The organism is Microbacterium sp. EYE_78, from assembly GCF_023149035.1.
Taxonomy (GTDB): domain Bacteria; phylum Actinomycetota; class Actinomycetes; order Actinomycetales; family Microbacteriaceae; genus Microbacterium.
This window is the reverse complement of record NZ_JAHXMY010000002.1, coordinates 924,369-945,439: the sequence shown is the minus strand read 5'-3', so window position 1 is coordinate 945,439 and position 21,071 is coordinate 924,369. Positions and strand designations below refer to the sequence as shown.

At 70.7% G+C, this 21,071-nt stretch carries 16 protein-coding genes; 6 read left to right on the top strand and 10 right to left on the bottom strand.

The features are described 5' to 3' along the window. Positions 1-14: 14 nt before the first annotated feature. Positions 15-1,715 carry a long-chain-fatty-acid--CoA ligase gene (locus KZX17_RS11660; protein ID WP_248173634.1) on the top strand — a complete coding sequence of 567 codons (1,701 nt, stop codon included), beginning with the start codon at positions 15-17 and terminating at the stop codon, positions 1,713-1,715. A 3-nt stretch (positions 1,716-1,718) separates the two neighbouring features. Here KZX17_RS11660 and ligA read toward each other — a convergent pair whose 3' ends face one another. Beyond that, positions 1,719-4,043, bottom strand: a complete 2,325-nt coding sequence (gene ligA / locus KZX17_RS11655) for an NAD-dependent DNA ligase LigA (RefSeq protein ID WP_248173632.1) — start codon at positions 4,041-4,043, stop codon at positions 1,719-1,721. Then, a complete protein-coding gene (locus KZX17_RS11650; protein WP_248173629.1) occupies positions 4,016-4,708 on the bottom strand; it encodes a DUF4166 domain-containing protein in 693 nt (230 codons plus the stop codon). Before KZX17_RS11650 ends, ligA begins: the two co-directional genes overlap by 28 nt. Positions 4,709-4,734: 26 nt before the next feature. On the opposite strand from KZX17_RS11650, the gene KZX17_RS11645 reads away from it, so the two are divergent. Beyond that, positions 4,735-5,757 (top strand): epimerase, encoded by a 1,023-nt coding sequence (locus tag KZX17_RS11645; RefSeq protein WP_248173627.1) that lies wholly within the window; start codon positions 4,735-4,737, stop codon positions 5,755-5,757. Here KZX17_RS11645 and mnmA read toward each other — a convergent pair. Together mnmA and KZX17_RS11635 are read right to left on the bottom strand one after the other, a co-directional pair. After that, a complete protein-coding gene (gene mnmA / locus KZX17_RS11640; RefSeq protein ID WP_248173624.1) occupies positions 5,714-6,811 on the bottom strand; it encodes a tRNA 2-thiouridine(34) synthase MnmA in 1,098 nt (365 codons plus the stop codon). The genes KZX17_RS11645 and mnmA overlap by 44 nt on opposite strands. 9 nt (positions 6,812-6,820) lie before the next feature. Further along, entirely contained in the window at positions 6,821-8,008 is a 1,188-nt protein-coding gene (locus KZX17_RS11635; RefSeq protein WP_248173621.1) for a cysteine desulfurase family protein, read from the bottom strand. 49 nt (positions 8,009-8,057) lie between these two features. On the opposite strand from KZX17_RS11635, the gene glgX reads away from it, so the two are divergent. Genes glgX through glgB form a run of 3 tightly spaced genes read left to right on the top strand, consistent with a single transcriptional unit; the run spans position 8,058 to position 14,410 of the window. Beyond that, positions 8,058-10,151 carry a glycogen debranching protein GlgX gene (gene glgX / locus KZX17_RS11630; protein ID WP_248173618.1) on the top strand — a complete coding sequence of 698 codons (2,094 nt, stop codon included), beginning with the start codon at positions 8,058-8,060 and terminating at the stop codon, positions 10,149-10,151. Between the two features lie 45 nt (positions 10,152-10,196). Next, the gene (locus tag KZX17_RS11625; protein WP_248173615.1) at positions 10,197-12,272 is read left to right on the top strand and encodes an alpha-1,4-glucan--maltose-1-phosphate maltosyltransferase; all 2,076 of its coding nucleotides are present in this window, start codon (positions 10,197-10,199) and stop codon (positions 12,270-12,272) included. Next, a complete protein-coding gene (gene glgB, locus KZX17_RS11620; RefSeq protein ID WP_248173612.1) occupies positions 12,269-14,410 on the top strand; it encodes a 1,4-alpha-glucan branching protein GlgB in 2,142 nt (713 codons plus the stop codon). The genes KZX17_RS11625 and glgB overlap by 4 nt, the downstream gene beginning before the upstream one ends. Positions 14,411-14,476: 66 nt before the next feature. On the opposite strand, the gene KZX17_RS11615 is transcribed toward glgB, so the two are convergent. Both KZX17_RS11615 and KZX17_RS11610 read right to left on the bottom strand, forming a co-directional pair. Continuing rightward, on the bottom strand, positions 14,477-15,409 hold the full coding sequence (locus tag KZX17_RS11615) for a tetratricopeptide repeat protein (RefSeq protein ID WP_248173609.1): 933 nt from the start codon (positions 15,407-15,409) through the stop codon (positions 14,477-14,479). Next, a complete protein-coding gene (locus tag KZX17_RS11610) occupies positions 15,406-17,190 on the bottom strand; it encodes a glycosyl transferase (RefSeq protein WP_248173606.1) in 1,785 nt (594 codons plus the stop codon). Before KZX17_RS11610 ends, KZX17_RS11615 begins: the two co-directional genes overlap by 4 nt. Before the next feature lie 157 nt (positions 17,191-17,347). On the opposite strand from KZX17_RS11610, the gene KZX17_RS11605 reads away from it, so the two are divergent. Then, on the top strand, positions 17,348-18,421 hold the full coding sequence (locus KZX17_RS11605; protein ID WP_248173603.1) for an AI-2E family transporter: 1,074 nt from the start codon (positions 17,348-17,350) through the stop codon (positions 18,419-18,421). Here KZX17_RS11605 and KZX17_RS11600 read toward each other — a convergent pair whose 3' ends face one another. The 4 genes from KZX17_RS11600 to KZX17_RS11585 are packed head-to-tail and all read right to left on the bottom strand — an operon-like array spanning position 18,422 to position 21,068. After that, on the bottom strand, positions 18,422-18,703 hold the full coding sequence (locus tag KZX17_RS11600; RefSeq protein ID WP_248173601.1) for a hypothetical protein: 282 nt from the start codon (positions 18,701-18,703) through the stop codon (positions 18,422-18,424). Positions 18,704-18,706: 3 nt separating this feature from the next. Further along, the gene (locus KZX17_RS11595; protein WP_248173599.1) at positions 18,707-19,441 is read right to left on the bottom strand and encodes a lytic transglycosylase domain-containing protein; all 735 of its coding nucleotides are present in this window, start codon (positions 19,439-19,441) and stop codon (positions 18,707-18,709) included. Between the two features lie 41 nt (positions 19,442-19,482). Beyond that, positions 19,483-20,040, bottom strand: coding sequence for a DivIVA domain-containing protein (locus tag KZX17_RS11590; protein WP_248173597.1), 558 nt, complete (start codon positions 20,038-20,040; stop codon positions 19,483-19,485). After that, the gene (locus tag KZX17_RS11585; RefSeq protein ID WP_248173595.1) at positions 20,037-21,068 is read right to left on the bottom strand and encodes a phosphatidate cytidylyltransferase; all 1,032 of its coding nucleotides are present in this window, start codon (positions 21,066-21,068) and stop codon (positions 20,037-20,039) included. The genes KZX17_RS11590 and KZX17_RS11585 overlap by 4 nt, the downstream gene beginning before the upstream one ends. Positions 21,069-21,071 lie beyond the last annotated feature (3 nt).

The following is a 21,071-nucleotide window of genomic DNA, read 5'->3' as shown; positions in this document are numbered from 1 at the left end:
CCTAGGCTGGGGTCGTGACCGATTCGCCCTCCGCCGATCGCCCATGGCTCTCGTCCTACGGCGAGGGCGTCCCCCTCGACCTGCCTCCGGTGACCGGTTCGCTGATGGACCTGCTCGATGAGTCTGCGCGTGACTACCCGGACGCGCCGGCGCTGCAGTTCTTCGGCCGGGAGACGACGTATCGCGCCCTGGACGACGCGGTCTCCCGCGCGGCGGCCGGGCTGCGCGATCTCGGCGTGAAGAAGGGCGACCGCGTCGCGATCGTGCTCCCCAACTGTCCGCAGCACATCATCGCGTTCTACGCGGTGCTGCGGCTCGGCGCCGTCGTCGTCGAGCACAACCCGCTCTACACCCCGCGCGAACTCCGGACCCAGTTCCAAGATCACGGCGCGCGTCACGCCATCGTCTGGAGCAAGGTGGCCGGGACCGTGCAGGAGTTCCCCGCCGACCTCCGCGTCGAAGCGATCATCTCCGTGGACATCACCACCGCGCTCCCCCTGCGGACGCGACTCGCGCTGCGCCTCCCTGTGAAGAAGGCGCGCGAGTCCCGCGACGCGCTGACCTCCCCGGTGAAGGGCGCGCTGTCGTGGGACGACCTCGTCCGCACCGCCCCCCTGCCGGCATCCCATCCCCGCCCTGGCACCGGCGATCTCGCCGTGCTCCAGTACACGTCGGGGACGACCGGGACGCCGAAGGGCGCGATGCTCACGCACCGGAACCTGCTCGCCAACGCCCGGCAGAGCCAGGCGTTCATCCCCGCGGTGACCAGGGGCGATGGATGCGTCTTCTACGCGGTGCTGCCGATGTTCCACGCGTACGGGCTCACGCTCTGCCTCACGTTCGCCATGTCGATGGGTGCCCGCCTCGTGCTGTTCCCGAAGTTCGACGCCGACATGGTGATCGACGCGATCAAGAAGCATCCGCCGACCGTCCTCCCGCTCGTCCCGCCGATCGCCGAGCGGCTGCTGGCCAGGGCGCGGGAGCGCGGTGCCTCGATCCGCGGCATCCGGATCGGCGTGTCGGGTGCGATGGCGCTCTCCGCTGCGCTCGTCGAGCCGTTCGAGGAGGCCAGCGGCGGGTACCTCATCGAGGGGTACGGACTCAGCGAGTGCTCGCCGGTGCTCATGGTCAACCCGCCCGCGGACAATCGCAAAGCGGGGACCATCGGCATCCCGATCCCCGGCACCGATGCCCGTGTGGTCGACCCGGAGGACCCGTCGCGGATCCTGGGCGCCGGTGAGCCGGGTGAGCTCGTCGTGCGTGGTCCGCAGGTGTTCTCGGGCTACTACGGCAAGCCCGAGGAGACCGAGAAGGTGCTCATCGACGGGTGGTTCCGCACCGGCGACATCGTCGAACGGGACGACGACGGCTTCTTCCGCGTCGTCGACCGGCTCAAGGAGCTCATCGTGACCGGAGGCTTCAACGTCTCGCCCTCGGAGGTCGAGGCCACCCTGCGCCAGCACCCGCAGGTGGCGGATGCCGCCGTGGTCGGCCTCCCCGATCCGCACAGCGGCGAACAGGTGGTCGCCGCGATCATCCCCGCCCCCGGTGTCGACGCGCTCGACGTGGACGACATCCGTGCGTTCGCGCGGACGCGCCTGACGCCCTACAAGGTGCCGCGGCGGGTCGAGGTCGTCGACGAACTGCCCCGGTCGCTCATCGGCAAGGTCCTTCGTCGACAGGTGCGCGACACCCTCCTCGCGGAGGACGCGTGAGCGTCACTCCGCGGCGGGCGGGTCGCCGAGGGCGTCCGGTCCCTCGGTGACGAGGATGTGGAACTGCGCAGCGTCGATGATCCGCAGACCCAGCGCCTCGGCCTTGGCCAGTTTGGAGCCCGCGCCGGGACCGGCCGCGACGAAATCCGTCTTCTTCGACACGCTCGACGCAGCTTTGCCGCCGGCCTGCATGATGGCCTCCTGCGCGCCTTCGCGCGTGTAGCCCTCGAGAGATCCGGTCGCAACGACGGTGACGCCCTCGAGGACACCGCCGGCGGCGGCAGCTGCGCCGGGTCCAGGATGCCCCGGCGTCGACAGCCGGGCACCGGCGGCCACCCATCGATCGACGATCTCGACGTGCCAATCGACGGCGAACCAGTCGGTCAGGGCGTCGGCGATGATCCCGCCGACGCCGTCGACGGCAGCCAGCTCGTCACGCGACGCGGCTCGAATCGCATCGAGCGAACCGAAGTACTGTGCCAGTGCGCGTGCGGCGACCGGACCGACGTGGCGGATGCTGAGCGCGACGAGGAAGCGCCACAGGTCCTTGGTCTTCGCCTTCTCGAGCTCGTCGATCAGCGTCAACGCCTGCGCGGACGGCTGGGGGCCGGTGCGCCCCTCCTTCTTCTCCGCTGGGCTCGGATTGCGGCGGAACGGGGCGCGACGGACGACCTCGCCGGTCCTCTCGTCGATGCGCGCTTCCCCGGTCTCCGAGTCGCGCACGATCACCTCGATGGGGACGAGTCGATCCACGGTGAGATCGAACAGGCCCGCCTCGGTCTCCAGCGCCGGGCGCTGCGGATCGAGCGGCTGCGTGAGCGCTGCCGCAGTGACCTCGCCGAGGGCTTCGATGTCGAGCGCGCCGCGTGAGCCGATGTGCTCCACCCGTCCTCGCACCTGGGCGGGGCACCCGCGCGTGTTGGGACACCGGAGATCGATGTCCCCCTCCTTCGCCGGCGCGAGCGGCGAGCCGCATTCGGGGCAGTCGGCCGGCATGACGAAGGCGCGTTCGGAGCCGTCGCGCAGCTCGGCGACGGGCCCCAGGACCTCGGGGATCACATCCCCCGCCTTCCGGAGCATGATCATGTCGCCGATGAGCACACCCTTCGCCTTGACGACCTCCTGATTGTGCAGGGTCGCCTGGCGGACGACGCTGCCGGCCACGTGCGCCGGAGCCATCTGCGCGTACGGTGTGGCTCGACCCGTCCGCCCGACCGACACGATGATGTCGAGCAGCCGCGTCTGCACCTCCTCCGGCGGGTACTTGTAGGCGATCGCCCACCGCGGGGCGCGGCTCGTCGTCCCGAGCTCGTCGTGCAGCGACAGTTCGTCGACCTTCACGACGATGCCGTCGAGCTCGTGCGCGACCGAATGCCGCTTCTCGCCGTACTCGGCCACGAAGGCGAGGACGCCGTCCACCTCGTCGAAGGTCCGCGGATAGGGGCTGACCGGAAGCCCCCACCCGGCGAGCAGCTCGTAGACCTCGCTCTGGGCGGCGACAGGCGGGTCGGGCCAGGCCCCGATGCCGTGGACGTACATCCGGAGCGACGCCAGCCGCGCCTCGCCGGCTTCGAGTTCCAGACCCGACTTCTTGTCGAGTTGCTGACGGAGGCCCCCGCTCGCGGCGTTGCGCGGATTCGCGAAGGCCGGGAACCGGCGGGCGGCGCTCTTCTGCGCCCGCTCTTCGTCGAATCGGGGGCGGGCGGCCGCATCGGAGACGACGCGATCGCGCAGGCGCGCCTGCAGTGCGTTGAGCTCCTCGAAGGCGGCGACGGGGATGAAGACCTCACCGCGGACCTCGACCAATGCCGGGTGGCCCTCCCCCGAGAGCCGTTCCGGGATGCCCGCGACGCGCACCGCGTTCACGGTGACGTCCTCCCCGATCCGGCCGTCGCCTCGCGTCGCAGCCGAGGTCAACACGCCGCGCTCGTAGCGGAGCGAGATCGCGAGACCGTCGATCTTGAGCTCGGTGAGCCACCGCACGCGCCGTCCCGCGGCGGCCTCCGCCTTCGCGCACCACTCCCGCAGCTCCTCCGGGGAGAACACGTTGTCGAGGCTCAGCATCCGTTCGGCGTGCTCGACCGGTGCGAACATCGACGACTCGGCCGCTCCGACCGTCTGCGTCGGCGAGTCCTGACCCTGGAGTTCGGGATGGGCCCGCTCGATGGCCTCGAGCTGATGCATCCATCCGTCGTACGTCGCGTCGTCCACGAGACCGACGTCTCCGCCGTAATAGGCCTCGCGCGCGCCGAGGATCTGATCCGTGAGGTGCTGCGCCTGTGCTCGAGCGTCGTCGAGGGTCAGGTCGGGGAGTTCTCGGTCAGCCACATCGACAGTGTAGGGAGGGCCGGGGACACCGTCGCGGCGCTATCGCCCGCCGGGACGATGCGATAGACGAACGACCCCGAATACCGGAAGACCTCGCCGAGCAGCAGCATCCGCAGACGGACGTCGACCCGCTGGCGCCCCGCATCGGACGGGTCCCGCGTCTCGTGGACCTCGACCCGTGCGACGGGTGGGAGGGCGATGCGGACGCCCCGCAGACGCAGGGCGAGCGAGCGTGACCGCAGCAGCATCCCGCCATCCCGGATGACGGGGCGAAGACGCACCTCGAGACCGCCGCGCCTACCGAGGCGCTCGACGAGCTCATCGCCGTCGACGCGGATGACGTCCCGCATCACGCGCACCCGGCCGGGGAAGCCGAACCACCGTGCGCCGTGCAGCGCGCCGTCCGCGTCCGGGGTGTTCTCGACGACGAAGGGGACGTGGCGACCCGCCTCGGGGAAGAGCACCGACCGCCGCGCCGCCCAGTGCAGCAGCGGCTCACCCAGACGCCGGTACCGGGAGCCCACGACGTCGTAGACGCCTTCGCCGACCCCGACGCGGCCGGCGGGCACGGGACCGAAGTACCGCTGCAGCACCGGATCGAGCCGCGCGAACCGCGCACCGAGCGCGCGCTGATAGATCGACGCGGATGCGTCGTCCGAGGTCATGCCGCGAATCTACTAGCGTCGGAGCCATGCCGATCTCCCGCCCCCGGGCCGTCGTCGCCGGCGCCGGCGGCTTCATCGGCGAGGCGCTCGTCGCCGCGCTCACCGAAGACGGATACGACGTCACCCCGGTCGGGCGGACGGGTGCCGTCCGGTGGGGCGACACCGCCGCGCTGGCAGCCGCCGTCGACGGCGCAGCGCTGCTCGTGAACCTCGCGGGCACGTCCGTCGACTGCCGGTACACCGATGCGAACCGGGATGAGATCCTCCGGTCGCGGGTCGAGACGACCGCGCAGCTCCGCTCCGCCGTCGCCGCCGCGACCACCCCGCCACCCGTGTGGCTCAACTCGTCGACCGCGACGATCTACCGGCACGCGATGGACCGCGCGAACACCGAGCGTGGCGGCGAGCTGGGTACCGGGTTCTCCGTCGACGTCGCCCGGTCGTGGGAGCGGGAGTTCTTCTCGGGCGAGCTGCCGGCGACGCGGCGTGTCGCGCTGCGACTGGCGATCGTCGTGGGCGATGGACCCGCGACGCGGATGCTGCTCACCCTCGCACGGACCGGACTCGGCGGGCCGCAGCACGACGGCTGGACCCCGCCGCACCACCGGTACCGCGGCATCGGCGACGACCCGACCGGGACCCGCCCGCCCTGGCACCGCACCCGTGGGCGGCAGCGCTTCAGCTGGGTGCACATCGACGACGTCCTGGACGTCGTCCGCTTCCTGATCGCCCACGATGCCATCTCGGGCGTGGTGAACGTCGCCGTCCCCGACGCCACGGACAACCGGACCCTCATGCGAACGCTTCGACGTGTGGTCGGGATGCCGATCGGTCTGCCGTCGATGAGGTGGATGCTCGAGCTGGCGATGTGGGTCCTGCGGACCGAACCCGAGTTGATCCTCAAGAGCCGCTGGGTCGTGCCCGAGCGGCTGACCGAGGCAGGCTTCCGCTTCCGACGGACAGACCTGGAGACCGCGCTGCGCGACGTGCACGCGGCCCCGGCGCTCAGGCGCCGACGGGGACCGCGGACACCGTCCGCGCGATCGTGAACTGACCCACCACGCGGGTCCCGTCGTAGAGCACGGCGGTCTGTCCCGGCGCGACGCCGTCGAAGGGCTCATCGGGGACGACGGTCACGGTCCCGCCCTGCCAGGTCGCGGTCGCCGGGACGGGCTCCGCGTGCGCACGGATCTGGGCGTGGCACGCGAACGCGCCGGTGTCGGGAGCCCGGCCCGCCCAGCTGTGCCGCTCCCCCGAGATCTCGGCCGTCGCGAGTGCCTCCTTCGGGCCCACGACGACGGTGTTGGTGACGGGGCGCACCTCCAGGACGAACCTCGGCTTGCCGTCCGGAGCCGGGACGCCGAGTTGCAGGCCGCGACGCTGGCCGACCGTGAAGGCGTGAGCGCCCTCGTGGCGCCCGACGACGGCACCGTCGCGGTCGAGGATCTGTCCCTGCTCCGCCCCGACCTTCTCCGTCAGCCACCCTCGCGTGTCGCCGTCGGGGATGAAGCAGATGTCGTGACTGTCGGGCTTCTGGGCCACGGTCAGCCCGCGCTCCGCCGCCTCGGCGCGGACGACCGCCTTCGAGGGGGTCGTCCCCAAGGGGAAGTACGTGTGCGTCAGCTGCTCGGCTGTCAGCACCCCGAGCACGTAGGACTGGTCCTTCGCCTCGTCTGACGCGCGGTGCAGCTCGCGGCCGTCGGGACCGTCGACGAGCGTCGCATAGTGACCGGTGCAGACGGCGTCGAATCCGAGTTCCAGCGCGCGCTCCAGGAGCGCGGCGAACTTGATCTTCTCGTTGCAGCGCATGCAGGGATTGGGGGTGCGCCCGGCGCGGTACTCGCTGATGAAGTCGTCGATGACGTCGTCACGGAACCGCTCCGAGAAGTCCCAGACGTAGAACGGGATGCCGAGGAGATCCGCCGCGCGTCGCGCGTCCATCGCGTCCTCGATGGTGCAGCACCCCCGGCTGCCGGTGCGGAGGGTGCCGCCCGCGCGCGACAGCGCGAGGTGCACGCCCACGACATCGTGCCCCTCGTCCACGGCTCGGGCGGCGGCGACGGCCGAGTCCACTCCGCCGCTCATGGCTGCCAGGATGCGCATCGGACCAGTCTACGAGCGCGCCGCCGCACGGGCGCTGGACGCCGCCGCGCGGGCGTGTGCCTCGGGGAGCGCGGCGAGGAAGGCGTCCACGTCGGCCGCGGCGGTCGTACGACCCAGTGAGATCCGGAGCACCGATCTGGCTTCGCGCGCCCCGTAGCCGAGGGCGAGGACCACGTGACTGGGCTCGGCGATGCCCGCCTGGCAGGCCGACCCCGTCGACACCTGCACCCCCGCCTGGTCGAGCAGGAACAGCAGCGTCTCACCGAGGGCGTCGGGGAACAGGACGTGGATGTGGCCGGGAAGCCGCGACGCCGGGGCTCCCAAGAAGGTCGCGGTGGGGACGAGCGAGCGGATGCCGTCGCGCATCCGTGCCGCGAGCGCGGCGAGCCGGTCGGACTCGGCGGCTCTGTCGCGTGCGGTCGCCTCGAGCGCGGCTGCGAGGGCGGCGGCGCCGGCGACGTCCTGGGTGCCGGAGCGGAGACCCCGCTGCTGTCCGCCGCCGTGGACCACCGCCTCGAGACGCGCATGCCGCGAGACGACGAGTGCCCCCGTCCCGACGGGAGCGCCCACCTTGTGCCCCGACATGCTGAGAGCGACGAGGCCGCCCGCTGCCGAACCGCCGCCGCGGAGGCCCGCGAAATCGACCGCGAGGTGCGGGAGGGCGCCCACCGCATCGATGTGGAGGGGCACCGCCGCATCCATCGCCGCCGCAGCGAGCTCCTGCACCGCCGAGACCGTGCCCACCTCGTTGTTCGCGGCGAGTGCGGTCGCGACGGCAGCGCCCGGCAGCGCGGCGGCGAACGCGTCGACGTCGACCCCGCCGTCGGCCGTCAGGGGCACGTGCCGCACCTGCGCCGCTTGTGCGGAGGCGAGCCACTCGACCGTGTCGAGGGTGGCGTGGTGCTCGCCGTCCGGGAGGACGATCACGCCTGCGGCAGCGGCATCCCTCGCCCACCACAGGCCTTTGATCGCGAGGTTCGCCGACTCGGTGCCCCCGGAGGTCAGGATCACCTCGATCGGATCGCAGCCGAGCACGGCAGCGATGCGTTCGCGGGAGTCCTCGAGCAGCCGCCGCAGCGCTTGCCCCGCCGCATGGACGGACGACGCGTTGCCGGTCAGCTCGGACGCGGCGAGCCACGCATCGCGGGCCTCCGCCCGCAGCGGGGTGGATGCGGCGTGATCGAGGTAGACCGTCATGCACCGGCCTCTCATCGTCGCCATAACCGTCCTCACTACTGTAGAACTCATGTCTTCCGCCGAGGCCGGCCCGATGCCCGCGGCGACCGGTTCCCCCGGTCTGCTCTCCCCCGCCTTCGATGACCTCGGTGTCCGGGTCCGGGACGGGGTGGGGACCCTGCGCGTCTGGTCCGCTCACGCGAGCGCCGTCGAGCTCGTCGTGTTCGATCAGGACGACCTCGACTGGATCGTCGAGACCGTGCCGCTGGCCGAGGTGGGGGGCGGTGTCTGGGAAGCGACCACACCGTCCCTGCGTCCTGGCAGCCGCTACAGCGTCCGCGTCGACGGACCGCACGGCCCCGGCATGACCTTCAACCCTGCGACGCTGCTCATCGACCCCTACGCGCGCGGGCTGGTGAGCCCGTCGGCGCATTCCTGGCGGTCCGTCGTCGTCGACGACGGGTTCGATTGGGGCGGCGTCCCCAAGCCCGCCACGTCCCTGGACCGCACCGTCATCTACGAGGCGCATGTGAAGGGACTGACGAAGCGGCACCCGGGCGTTCCCGCCGCCCTGCACGGCACGTACGCGGGCGTGGCCCACCCCGCGATGATCGACCACTACCGGCGTCTGGGCGTCACGGCGGTCGAATTGCTGCCGGTGCACGCCTTCGCCAGCGAGCCCCGCCTGCTCCACCTCGGCCTCACGAACTACTGGGGATACAACAGCGTCGGCTTCTTCGCCCCGCATGCGGCGTACGCGACCGCCGCCGCGCAGGCCGAGGGTCCGGGCGCGGTCCTCCGCGAGTTCAAGGGCATGGTGAAGCTCCTCCACGAGGCGGGGATCGAGGTCATCCTCGACGTCGTCTACAACCACACGGTCGAGCAGGGTCTCGGCGAGCCCCGCTCCGGCTTCCGCGGCATCGACAACCGCTCGTACTACCGCCAGCAGGACGACGGCACCTACATCGACGTGACGGGGTGCGGCAACAGCGTCGACACGTCGACGGATGCCGTCGCCCGCCTCATCCTGGACTCCCTCCGATACTGGGCCCGTGAGGTCCAGGTCGACGGCTTCCGCTTCGACCTCGCGCCGGTGCTGGGGCGGGATGCCGCGCACGGCTTCGACGCCGATCACCCGCTTCTGCGCGCCATCACGACGGACCCCGCGCTGACCGACGTGAAGATGATCGCCGAACCGTGGGACGTCGGCATGGGTGGCTGGCAGACCGGCGCTTTCGGCGCGGGCTGGAGCGAGTGGAACGACCGCTACCGCGACCGGGTGCGCAACTTCTGGTTGAGCGACATCGATTACGACCGTCGCGCCGAGGTGACGCCCGTCGGCATCGGCGGCTTCGCCAGCCGCCTGGCGGGGTCGGCCAACACGTTCACCGCCGAGCGAGGGCCGCTGGCCGGCATCAATTTCGTGACCGCGCATGACGGCTTCACCCTGCACGACCTGGTGTCGTACGACAGCAAGCGCAACGCCGCGAACGGCGAGCACGGCCGCGACGGCGCGGACACGAACCGGTCGTTCAACCACGGCGCGGAAGGTCCCACGGACGACAGGGGCGTACTGGCCGTCCGCCGGAAGGCGATGCGGAACCTCCTCGGCACGCTCCTGCTCTCGGCAGGCGTGCCGATGCTCACCGCCGGCGACGAGTCCGGCCGCACCCAGGACGGCAACAACAACGCGTACTGCCACGACTCCCCTCTCACCTGGCTCGACTGGGAGCATGCGGACTGGCAGCGGGAGCTCGTCGATCATGTCGCCGCCCTCACCCGCATCCGGCGCGAGAACCCTGCCCTGCGTCCCGTCCGATTCGCTGACGCCGACCGCGTCGTGCCGAGCGCGTCGGTCATCGACTGGTACGACGAGCATGGGGAGACGATGTCCATCGATCGCTGGACGGATCCCTCGCACCGCACCCTCCAGTACGTCGCGCGATCGACACCCGAGCTGGAGGCGCCGAACCGCACGCTCCTGGTCGTCCACGGCAGGGAGCGCCCGATCGACGTGACGCTGCCCGATCTCGCGGGCGTCTCGCAGTACACACCGCTGTGGACGAGCACGACGGACGACCCCGCACCGGCCGGCCCCGTGCTCCGCTCCGGGGAGGGGTTCCGCGCCGAGGGCACGTCAATGTACCTGTTCCGCGCGGACTGATCCAGGCCCGTTCCGGGCGGATGGCCGCACCGGTAGGTTCGGAGCGTGGCAACTCCGATCTCCTCCGCTTCCGTCCGCAGTTCCGCAGAGATCCCGGCCCGGCCGATCAAGCCGACCCGGAAAGACCCGGGCGTCCGCAATGGCCGCATTCCGATCGGAGGCTTCCGACCGAGCGTCCCGGGCGGGAGGTTCGCGCCGTCCGCCTTCGTCGGCGAAGCCGTCCCGTTCACCGTCGCCGCCTTCCGCGAGGGCCACGACCGCATCGGCGTCCACCTCCGGCTCACGTCGCCGTCGGGCGAGACGACCCTGCACCGCCTGTCGCCCCTGGGCGACGGCTTCGACCGCTGGTCGGTGACCGTCGCGCCGCTGGAGCAGGGCAGCTGGAAGTTCCGCTTCGAGACCTTCGCGGACGAGTACGCGACGTGGCAGCACGCCGCGGCGCTGAAGATCGAGGCCGGCGTGGACCCGATCCTCATGCGCGAGATGGGAGCCCGGCTCCTCGAGACCGCCGCGGGCGAGCGGACGCGGCCCGCCGAGCAGAAGACCGCCCTGCTGTCCGCATCCCGCTCGCTCCGGGACGAGTCCGTCGACGACGACGGCGCCCTCATCGTGGTCCGTGACCCCGGGATCGCGGCGTTCTTCCGCGACCGGCCCCTCGCCTCGCTGGTGACGGCGCACGAGGAGCAGACCCTGCTCGTCGAACGCGAGCGCGCGGGTGTCGGCGCCTGGTACGAATTCTTCCCCCGTTCGGAGGGAGCGGTCCGCGAAGAGGACGGGACCGTCCGGAGCGGCACCTTCCGCACCGCTGCGAACCGGCTTCCGGCAGTGGCGGCCATGGGATTCGACGTCGTCTACCTGCCGCCGATCCACCCCATCGGCGAGGTCAACCGCAAGGGCCCGAACAACACGCTCGACGCAGGGCCCGGGGACCCCGGATCGCCGTGGGCGATCGGGTCCGCTGCCGGTGGCCATGATGCCGTGCACCCCGACCTCGGGACCCTCGAGGACTTCCGCGCCTTCGTCGACGCGGCATCCGCTCAGGGCCTCGAGATCGCGTTGGACCTCGCCCTGCAGGCGGCGCCGGACCACCCCTGGGTCACCGAGCACCCGGAGTGGTTCACGACCCTGCCCGACGGGTCGATCGCGTACGCCGAGAACCCGCCGAAGAAGTACCAGGACATCTACCCCGTCAACTTCGACAACGACCCCCAGGGCATCCGGGCGGAGGTCCTCCGCGTCGTCCATCACTGGATCCGACAGGGCGTGAAGATCTTCCGCGTCGACAACCCCCACACGAAGCCGCTGCAGTTCTGGGAGTGGCTCATCCGCACGGTCAACGCCGAGCACCCCGACGTGGTCTTCCTCGCCGAGGCGTTCACCCGCCCCGCCCCGCTCCAGGCACTCGCCCAGAGCGGGTTCCAGCAGAGCTACTCGTACTTCACCTGGCGCAACACGAAGAGTGAGCTCGAGGAGTTCTTCTCGTGGATCTCCGACGAGACGGCCGATTACATGCGGCCGAACCTCTTCGTCAACACCCCGGACATCCTCACGGAGTACCTGCAGTTCGGCGGACGTCCCGCGTACAAGGTCCGCGCGGCGCTGGCGGCGACCGCAGGTGCCAGCTACGGCGTGTACGCGGGTTACGAGCTGTTCGAGAACGTCGCGCGCCCGGGCTCCGAGGAGAACATCGACAACGAGAAGTACGAGTACAAGTTCCGGGACTGGGCCGGCGCCGAGGCCGCCGGCGACTCGCTGGCGCCCTACCTCCGGCGATTGAACGAGATCCGGCGCGCGCACCCCGCGCTGCGTCAGCTGCGCGGTCTCCACCTGCAGTGGAGCGACGACGACGCGATCCTCGCGTACGTGAAGCACCTGCCGGCATCCCTCTCGTCCAGCGGCGAAGCGGACACGATCATCGTCGTCGTCAACGTCGACCCCCATTCCGCGCGCGAGACGACGGTCCACATCGACTCCGCCGTCTGGGGACTGCCGCGAGGCCACGACTACGACGTCGAGGACCTGCTCACCGGTGGTCACTGGACCTGGAACGAGCACAACTTCGTCCGTCTCGACGCGTTCGCCGAACCCGTCCACATCCTCCACGTGAAGGCACGATCATGAACCGACCCGACGACGCGATCCTCGACGCCGTGGGCGAGGGCCGCCACCACGCGCCCCACGACGTCCTCGGCGCCCACCGGACCGAGGACGGCTGGGTGATCCGTGCGCGGCGTCCGTTCGCGCAGACCGTGACCGCCGTCCTGGCCGACGGGGGCCGGGTCGAGCTGCGCCACGTCCGCAGCGGCGTGTGGGAGGGCGATGCAGCGGCGCAGCCGGCCGCCTACGACATCGTCGCGACGTACGAAGGCGCGCCCGACTACCGCGTGGACGACCCCTACCGGCACCTCCCCACGCTCGGCGAGGTCGACCTCCACCTGATCCGCGAGGGCCGCCACGAGCAGCTCTGGACGGTCCTGGGTGCGCACGTGCGCTCGTACGGACCGGTCAGCGGCGTGTCGTTCGCCGTGTGGGCGCCGAATGCGCGCGCTGTGCGCGTGGTCGGCGACCTGAACGGCTGGGACGGCACACAGCACGCCATGCGTTCGCTCGGCTCGAGCGGCGTCTGGGAGCTGTTCGTCCCCGGAATCGGCGTCGGGTCGGCGTACAAGTTCGAGATCCTCACCCCGCACGGGGAGTGGGTCATGAAGGCCGACCCCATGGCGCGCCGCGCGGAAGTGCCGCCGGCGACGGCATCCGTCGTCACGCACAGCGAGTACACGTGGGGCGACGACGACTGGATCGCGGAGCGCTCCGCCGGATCCACGCACGACAAGCCGATGTCCACGTACGAGCTGCACCTGGGGTCGTGGCGCCCCGGACTCGGCTACGTCGAGGTCGCCGACGAGCTCGTCGCCTACGTCACCGAGCAGGGATTCACCCACGTCGAGTTCCTTCCGCTCGCGGAGCACCCCTTCGGCGGGTCCTGGGGCTACCAGGTCACCGGCTACTACGCCCCCACCAGCCGCTTCGGCACGCCCGACCAGCTGCGCCACCTCATCGACCGTCTGCATCAGGCCGGCATCGGCGTCATCATGGACTGGGTGCCGGGGCACTTCCCGAAGGATGCCTTCGCCCTCGCACGCTTCGACGGCCTGCCCCTCTACGAGCACCCCGATCCGCGCCGCGGCGAGCACCGCGACTGGGGGACGTACATCTTCGACTACGGCCGCAACGAGGTCCGGAACTTCCTCGTCGCGAACGCGCTCTACTGGTTCGAGGAGTTCCACGTCGACGGGCTGCGCGTCGACGCCGTGGCGTCGATGCTCTACCTCGACTACTCCCGCGAGGAGGGGCAGTGGGAGCCGAACGTCCACGGCGGCCGCGAGAACCTCGAGGCGATCCGCTTCCTGCAGGAGGTCAACGCCACGGCCTACAAGCGGCATCCCGGTGTCGCGATGATCGCGGAGGAGTCGACGAGCTTCCCCGGCGTCACCGCCCCCACCGATCAGGGCGGCCTCGGCTTCGGCTTCAAGTGGAACATGGGCTGGATGAACGACTCGCTCGTCTACATCGGCCGCGACCCGCTGTACCGGGCGCACCACGAGGGTGAGCTCTCCTTCTCCTTCGTCTACGCCTTCAGTGAGAATTTCGTCCTCCCGATCAGTCACGACGAGGTCGTGCACGGCAAGGGGTCCCTGTTCACGCGGATGCCGGGCGACCACTGGCAGCAACTGGCGAACATGCGTGCGTTCCTCGCGTACATGTGGGGACACCCGGGCAAGCAGCTGCTGTTCATGGGCCAGGAGTTCGGGCAGATGTCCGAATGGTCCGAAGGACGCGGTCTCGACTGGTGGATGCTGGACCAGCCGGCCCACCAGCAGCTGCAGCGCTTCGTCGGCGCCCTCAACCACACGTACCGCGCCGAAGCCCCGCTCTGGTCTCGGGACACCGACGGCGCCGCGTTCTCGCGCGTCTGGCCGCACCGACCCAACAGCAACGTCCTGGGCTTCGCGCGGCGGGACCACGACGGCGGCACCGTCGTCGTGCTGTGCAACTTCGGCGGCGACCCCGTGCACGACGTCGACATCACGCTCCCCGCACCGGGCGCGTGGTCCGAGATCCTCAACAGTGATGCGCAGGAGTTCGGCGGTTCGGGCGTGGGCAACTTCGGCGCCATCACGACGGATGCCGGGGGCAACGCCCGTCTCGTCCTCCCCCCGCTCGGGGTGCTGTGGCTCCGCCACCGTGCGGAGGACTGACACTCCCCCACGATGCACGAAGCCCCCGGCCGCGGCCGGGGGCTTCGTGGTGTCAGGACGAGGTCGTCAGAACAGGAGACTCGCGAGCCGCCCTCGCGCGCGGAGCACCCGCGGGTCGGCGTCGCCGACGATCCCGAACAGCTCCAGCAGTCGCTCCCGGACGGGGGCGCGCTCGTCCGCAGGAAGTGCGGAGAACAGCTCGAGGAGACGGTCGAACGCGTCGTCGACGTGACCGCCCGCAAGGTCGAGGTCCGCGACGTCGAACTGGGCGGCGATGTCGCGCGGCGACGCCGCCGCGGCAGCACGTGCTGCCTGCAGATCGAGATGCTGCACGCGTCCGAGCAGACGGACCTGCCCAAGGCCTGCGCGCGCGTCCTCGTCGCGCGGGTTCTCCGCGAGCGCGCGCTCATAGGCGTCGGCGGCGGCGTTGTAGTCGCCGGCCTCGATCGCGTCGTACGCGGCCTGGTGCAGCGGCGGGAGCTCCGGCTCACCGCCGTCCGCCTCGGTCTCCGACGCCGCTCCGGTCGGTACCGACCCGGTGACGCCGTTGTTGGCCGCGAGCTGCAGCAGCTGCGTCAGGACCTCACGGACCTGCGCCTCCGGAACGGCTCCGGTGAACAGCTGCACGGGTTGGCCGGCCACGAGACCGACGACGAGCGGGATCGACTGCGCCCGGAAGCTCTGGGCGAGCTGCGGGTTCGCGTCGACGTCGACCTTCGCGAGGACGAGGCGTCCGCCGAACTCGACGATCAGCTTCTCGAGCACGGGGCTGAGCTGCTTGCACGGGCCGCACCACTCCGCCCACAGATCGACCACGACGGGGACGGTGCGCGAGAGCTCGAGCACCTGGCCGAAATCGGCATCGGTGACGTCGAACACGAGGCGGCTGACGTCGCCTGTGACGGGTGGGGCCGCGGCCTCCGCCGGCGAGGGACGGTTGCGCAGCGATGACAGGTCGACGGCACCGCGCATGACGGCGCCGGGAGCGGGGGTGCTCACTCTTCTTCAACCACCTTGGAATCGAGGATGTTCGAGCGGGATGCGAGCAGCTGGATCTTCTCGTTGGATCCCTGCGCGGGCACGAAGAAGTAGAGCTGATCGGTGTAACGGGTCCGGAATCCGGTGCTCGACTGGCTCACGCCGGTGAGCGCCTTCACCACGACATTCTTGCCGAGTTTGATGACTGCGTCGTCGTCCGTGGGCACGATGGTCTCGTTCTCGGTGACCGTCACCGCGACGATCGCCCCACTGTCGAGGGTCACGAGCGAGAGCGGTTCGGTACCGCCCGGGGTCGCCCGGAACGACACCCTCCCGGTCTCCTCACCGGTCTCGTTGAAGTTCTTCAGCAGCGAGGCGCGGTTCTCCGCCACGAGCGGCCGGAAGGTGTCGGTCGTCTCATCGAACGCGCCGGCGAACTCGCTCTTGTCCCCCTTGTCGAGGATGTCCGCGTAGGCGGCGGCGAGGTCCTCAGGTGGCATCACGAGGAACGGGGAGTTCGGTTCGACGGCGACGGCGCCCACGTAGTCCGCCGCGAGATTCATGCTTGCGTCAGCCCGCAGGCTCGAGATGTAGGCGATCTTGTAGTCCGCCCAGGGGTCTTCCTGCGTCGCGGTCATCACCGTCGCCGCGCCGTCCGCGTCTTCGACGACGGCCAGGAACATCCGAGGCCAGCCGTCCTTCGCCTGCGGGAGGAAGGCGGTCATGTCGCCGGTGGGGATGGCCGGCAGCGGAGCCTGGTCGTCGAGTTCCGCGCGGAGCTTGTAGTTGGTCTTCCGCTCGGTGAGGGCCGGTCCGGTGAGGCGGGATTCGGCGGCCTTGGCATCGGCGGCCTCGTCGGCATCCTTCACCTGGGCGGCGATGCGGGCGAGGATGCGCTCGGCCTGCGTCTCGGTCACCGCAGGCGACCCCTGCCCTTCGGGCACGATCACGGTGGGAGTGGCCGACGGCGTGCCGCTCGGCTGGAGGTCGGGCCACGCGTCGGGAGAACAGCCGCTGAAGGCCAGCGCCCCGGCGACCGCGGCTGAGACGGCGATCAGCGCGCGCCGCCCGCGGGGAAGGCGGCGCCGCGGCGGCGTCGACGAGATGACCCCCTTCTCCCCGGCGTCCACTGAGACGTCGATGGGCTGGGTGGCATCCATGGGCAACCCCTTCCGGCGCGGTCCGCGCGAGCGCCGCACGTGACGCAGCGCCAGGACGTACAGGACGAGGCCGAGCACGAGCATCGCCGCCCCGGCAGCCAGCAGCGGTCCCGCCCACGGCGTCGTCGCCCCGGTCGGCCAGCTGACGCTCATGCGGCTCGGTGCCGCCGCCGTTCCGTCCGAGGCGACCAGCACGCTCATGTCGTCAGGCAATCGCAGCGTCGTCGCGAGGCGACCTTCCTGCGTGAACTCGTCGAGCCACAGGTCCGACCCGGCGGGATCCATCGCGGGCGGGTCCTCGCCGTCCGCGGCCGGCGCCTCGGGCTCGACCACCTCCGTCCGAGGCGCGCCCGCACCGTTCAGCGTGACGCGCTCGTACTCGGTGGGCGCCAGCCAGGCGGTGAGATCGGCCGTACGTGCGTACGCGGCGAACACGTCGCCGTCGCCGTCGATCCGCAGGGACTGCGCCCCCGGACGACTGGCCAGGACCGACCCGTCGATCAGCACGAACGGCGCGTCTCCAGCAGTCGTGATCCGCGCGGTCTCCGTCGCCGGCGCCTGGAAGACGGTGCGCTGCGCGATGCCCGCACCGATCATGAGCGTGGCCAGCACGAAGGCGATGATCGCCCACACGAATCTCACGTACCGCTGCCTTTCTCCGGCCGGCATCCGGGCACCAGCCGACAAACTCGACATCCGAGCCTAGCGAAGGGTCCTGTCAATCGCGTGGGAGGGCGTGGTGCCCCGCTCCCGGAGCCCACGCGGAATAGGGTGAGTGCACACCTCCCGAAGGGCCCCCGTGAAGATCCAGCATCCGTTCCGCACCGCGCTCGTCGCCACACTCGGCGTCGGGGTGGGCATCCTCGTCATCACGGGCGTCCAGACGCTGTCGACGGTGCTGCTCTACATCGGCACCGCACTGTTCCTCGCGTTGGGGCTGGACCCCGTCGTCTCGTTCTTCGAACGCCGCGGGCTCCCGCGCTGGGGCGCCTTGCTGGCGACGTTCGCCGGGCTGCTGGCCGTCGGGACGGCACTCGTCCTGATGGTCGTACCCATCCTGGTCGACCAGATCAATCAGCTCGTGCAGCAGACGCAGAAGCTCGTCGAGAGTGCAGTCAAAGGCGAGTGGAATCCGATCACCGTCGTCAGCGACTGGCTGTCGAACACCTTCCCGCTCCTGCAGGTGGACATGGTGCTCGACTACGTGAACGACTGGTGGAACGGCCTGGACTTCGCCGACATCGGCGCAGCGCTCGGCACCGGGCTCATCTCCTTCGGTGCCGGCATCGTCGCCTTCATCACGGGCACGATCATCGTCCTCATCCTGACGATCTACTTCACGGCGTCGATGCGATCGCTGAAGCGTTCCGTGTACCAACTGGTCGCCGCCTCGAAGCGCGAGCGGTTCATCGGGCTCTCCGAGCAGATCACCGCCTCGGTGGGCTACTACGTCATGGGCCAGGTCGTGCTCGGCGCGATCAACGGCATCCTGAGCGCGATCTTCCTCTCCATCATCGGAGCGCCCTTCCCCGCCGTTCTTGCCGTGATCGCGTTCTTCTTCTCGCTGATCCCGCTGGTCGGAACCCTCACCGGGTCCGCGATCATCGTCCTCGCATGTCTGGGGCTGGCCTCGCCGCTCACCGCGCTCGTCGCGCTCATCTACTACCTCATCTACATGCAGCTCGAGGCCTACTTCCTCTCCCCCCGCATCATGAGCCGCGCCGTGTCCGTCCCGGGCGCCGTGGTCGTCATCGCCGCGCTCGCGGGCGGATCCCTCCTGGGGCTGCTCGGGGCCCTGATCGCCATCCCGGTCGCCGCCAGCGTCCTGATCATCTACCGCCAGGTGCTGATCCCCCGCCAGAACGAGCTCTGATCAGGCGATCCGCCAGCAGGCGCTGTGCCAGTGGCGTCGGGCCGCCAGGTCGGCGGCATCGCCCAGGACGCCGTCCGCCCGCCACACGACCACGTGCGCCGTTCCCGGGGGAACGGACCGCCCGCATCCCGGGCACACGTACTCCTTCTGCGCCTGGACCACCGAGACCGGCTGGACCGTCCACTCGACACCGCGGCGCGTCTCAGAGCGCTTCCACCCGGCGAGCAGGCGATCGAAGGACTCATCGGGACCGCTCGGCCGGCGACGGTTCGACCTCGGCACGGGTCAGTACCAGCCCGAGCGCTGCGACTTCGCCCACGCGCCGCACGGCGTGCCGTACCGGCCTTGGATGTACCCGAGCCCCCAGGCGATCTGGGTGGCCGGGTTCGTCTCCCAATCGGATCCGACGGAGGCCATCTTGCTGCCGGGGAGCGCCTGCGGGATGCCGTACGCGCCGCTCGAGGCGTTGTACGCGTTCACGCGCCAGCCCGATTCCTTCTTCCACAGGGCGACGAGACACGCGAACTCCGAATCGCCCCAGCCACGCGCCACGACCATGTCGTAGGCGGTCGCCTGCGCGCTGCCCGGATCCGGGCTGACGAACGGCGGGCTCCAGGACGAGGACGAGGAGGAGGAGGAGGACGAGGAGGACGCCGTGGACGACTCCGCGGTCGGGGTCGGGGTCGGGGTCGGTGTGGGCGTCACGTAGACCGAGTACTCGCTCTGCCGCTCCAGGCCCGCGACCTCGACGTCGCCGGTCTGGTATCGCTGGGCGTCCTCGATCGCCGTGGCGTACAGCGACATCGGGTCGAGTTCCGTCGCCTCGGCGACGCTCGGTACGGTGACGAGCGGGACGAGGGATGCCGCGACGAACCCCGCGGTCGCCAGTCCGGCGAAGGCGGCCATCACGCCGCGACGGCGCGACCACCGAGTGCGCTGCGGCACCCTGCGGCGGTGCGCCGCGCCCGCGGGCACCGCGACATCTGCGCGGTGTCGGAGGATCTGGGAGCCGGAAGTCACAGTGGTCCGATCATAACGGCGGGTGTGCACGCCTGCCACGTTCAGCCGACGGACTGCATCACGTCGACGACGGCGTCGAGGACTGCATCGACCTGCGCCTCGTCGTATCCCCCGAGCTGCATCCGGAAGGCGACGGTCCGCACCTGGTCGATCGTGAGACCCTCACCGGATTCCAGGTAGCGCGCCATCCGCGCCGCGACCAGATCGACCTCGTCGACCCGGTAGCCGAACCGGAAGGGAGACACCCGGGCGAAGCGACGCTTGGACGGTCGCGACAGGCGGTCGAGCACCTCCTGCGCGAGCGCACGGGACGCGCCGACCCAGGCGCGAGCGCCCCGCTGCGACAGCGCAGTGGCCCGCTCGCGTTGTGCGAAGGCGTCCTCGATCCTCCCGAGGGCGGCGTCCACCGCCCGGATCTCGTACCCCTCCCGCACCAACGGGAATGCCGCCGCCCGGATGTCGTCGGACGTCAGCGCGTCGGAGGACTGCTCGAACGCCGTCCGGGCCGACGCGAGGAACGCGTCCACCGCGGCACGCTCATACCCCTTGCGGCGTCCGCCGGAACGGGGGAAGACGGACGGGGAGGTCAGGTCGGTCATGTCAGTGCACTCAAGGGGCTCAGGAGGAAGAAGAGGGCGACGCCGGGGACCATCGAGGGCAGGATCGAGTCGAGTCGGTCGAGGACGCCCCCGTGGCCGGGCAGGAAGGAGCTCATGTCCTTGATGCCGAGATCGCGCTTGATGAGGGACTCCCCGAGATCGCCGACGGTGGCGGACACCAGGATCGCCGCGCCGAAGACGAGACCCGCCCAGACGGGCAGCTGCAGCATGAAGACACCGATGAGACCTCCGGCGACGGCGCTCGCGACGGCGGCACCGGCGAACCCTTCCCAGGTCTTGTTGGGACTGATCCTCGGCGCCATCGGATGCGCGCCGAAGGCGACGCCGCTGGCGTAGGCGCCCGTGTCGACCGATACGGCGACGACGAGCACCGCGAGCACCCACAACTCGCCGTGGTCCTGGCGGAGGATCACGAGTGCGAGGCTGCCGTGGAACGCGACGTACAGCGGCACCAGCGAGCTCGACAGCGTGTCGGAGAGGACGTCGCCGTACTGTCGTCCGTCGCGCGACGCCATCTGGGCGACGAGCCGCCAGACGATCACGAGGACCACGGCGGCGAAGGTGACCAGCCAATGGGTGAGGAAGCCGACGAACGCCGAGGCGAGGATGACCGTCGCCGCCGTGAACTGCGCGGGCAGGTCGATGCGCCGCCCGGAGGCCTGCAGCGCACGCGAGAACTCGAAGACACCGAGCAGGCACAGCGGAACGGCGAACGCGATGAACGCCCACTTCCAGAACAGGAGCGACCCCAGCACCACTGCGCCGATGGCGAGACCGATCAGCGTCGCGACGATCAGGTTGCGGCCCGACCGGGCGTTGATGCGGTCGTTCGCCTCCTCGAACTCCACGCGCGCGCGTTCGATCTGACTCTCGAACTCACTGCGCGCCGCGCGCACATGCGCGTGGAACGAGGACGGATCGACCGGGAGGTCGCCGGCCCGGCGTGCGGCCGAGCGCGTCACCGGCGCATCCCGCCCCCCGTCGTCCCCCGAAGCGTCGTCGGACATGTC

Bases quoted from the DNA above. Each gene is read 5' to 3' on its own strand.
- KZX17_RS11650 (WP_248173629.1), bottom strand. From the start codon at position 4,708: ATGACCTCGGACGACGCATCCGCGTCGATCTATCAGCGCGCGCTCGGT.
- KZX17_RS11645 (WP_248173627.1), top strand. From the start codon at position 4,735: ATGCCGATCTCCCGCCCCCGGGCCGTCGTCGCCGGCGCCGGCGGCTTC.
- mnmA (WP_248173624.1), bottom strand. From the start codon at position 6,811: ATGCGCATCCTGGCAGCCATGAGCGGCGGAGTGGACTCGGCCGTCGCC.
- KZX17_RS11635 (WP_248173621.1), bottom strand. From the start codon at position 8,008: ATGACGGTCTACCTCGATCACGCCGCATCCACCCCGCTGCGGGCGGAG.
- glgX (WP_248173618.1), top strand. From the start codon at position 8,058: ATGTCTTCCGCCGAGGCCGGCCCGATGCCCGCGGCGACCGGTTCCCCC.
- glgB (WP_248173612.1), top strand. From the start codon at position 12,269: ATGAACCGACCCGACGACGCGATCCTCGACGCCGTGGGCGAGGGCCGC.
- KZX17_RS11590 (WP_248173597.1), bottom strand. From the start codon at position 20,040: ATGACCGACCTGACCTCCCCGTCCGTCTTCCCCCGTTCCGGCGGACGC.
- KZX17_RS11585 (WP_248173595.1), bottom strand. From the start codon at position 21,068: ATGTCCGACGACGCTTCGGGGGACGACGGGGGGCGGGATGCGCCGGTG.